Source organism: Bartonella sp. AP36NXGY, from assembly GCF_042195865.1.
In the GTDB taxonomy this organism is placed as follows: Bacteria; Pseudomonadota; Alphaproteobacteria; order Rhizobiales; family Rhizobiaceae; genus Bartonella.
In genome coordinates this window covers 1-1,011 of record NZ_JBHIPD010000118.1, presented here as the reverse complement: position 1 = coordinate 1,011, position 1,011 = coordinate 1, and the positions used below count along the sequence as shown (strand labels likewise).

The 1,011-nt window shown below is 38.4% G+C and carries 1 protein-coding gene and 1 pseudogene; both read left to right on the top strand.

What is annotated here, in order from left to right:
- The first annotated feature begins 167 nt into the window (after window positions 1-167).
- Window positions 168-707 carry a hypothetical protein gene (locus ACFINX_RS10190; protein WP_375613984.1) on the top strand — a complete coding sequence of 180 codons (540 nt, stop codon included), beginning with the start codon at window positions 168-170 and terminating at the stop codon, window positions 705-707.
- A pseudogene (locus tag ACFINX_RS10185) lies at window positions 707-1,011 on the top strand (hypothetical protein); the annotation flags it as partial. The gene ACFINX_RS10190 and the pseudogene ACFINX_RS10185, both read left to right, overlap by 1 nt.

The window sequence follows — 1,011 nt, the reverse complement described above, 5'->3', positions numbered from 1 at the left end:
TTGGAGGCAATGCTTGTATTTATCAAAATGCATATATCTCTGAAAATGCGAAGGTTTATGATGATGCCGAAGTTTATAATAACGCAAAAGTTCGTGGTAATGCCATAGTAGCCGGCGATACAGCATTTTATGGAAGTGACGCTATTTTAAGGTAGGGGGGATAAATCATGGAAAAAAAATACGAATTGACTGATGAAATGGATGAAGTTGGCGGACGCACGCTTTACCGCATACGTGCATTAAAAGATTTTGGAAATGTCAAAAAAGGTGACCTTGGCGGTTTTATTGAAAAGGAAGGCAATCTTAGTCATGGGGGCGATTGTTGGGTTGGAGATTATGCTAGGGTTTATGATAATGCTCGTGTTTATCAAAATGCACATATTTCCGGTTATGCCTATGTTTATGGTGATGCGCGGGTTTATGGAGATGCACTCGTTTCTGATGAAGCAAAAGTTTACAATTATGCAGAAATTTACGGTGATGCATACGTTTACGGTGACGCTAAAGTTTTTGATCATGCACATGTTTATGGCAATTCTCATGTTTATTATGAAGCATATGTTTACGATAAGGCAAGCGTTTATGGAAATGCAAAAGTTGGCGGTAATACACACATTTACGGAAATGTAAAAATTTACGGTGATGCGGATTTACGTTGTGAAGATTGGATTGGCAGCAATAGCAGAATATCTACTGGAGCAAACTAATGGAAAAGAAGTACGAACTTACTGATGAGAAAGCTGAGTTTAAAGGGGTAACTCTTCACCGTATCCGCGCTTTAAGAGACTTTGGAGTTATTAAAAAAGGTAATTTAGGCGGCTTTATAGAACATGAAAACAACCTATCGCATCATGGTAATTGCTGGGTAGGTGGTAATGCATTCGTCTTATCTTGTGCTTGCGTTTACGATAATGCTCAAGTTTATGATGATGCTGAAGTTTATGGTAGTGCACGAATTAAACATAATGCACATGTTTACGGTTTTGCCGAAGTTTATGGAATGGCAACAGT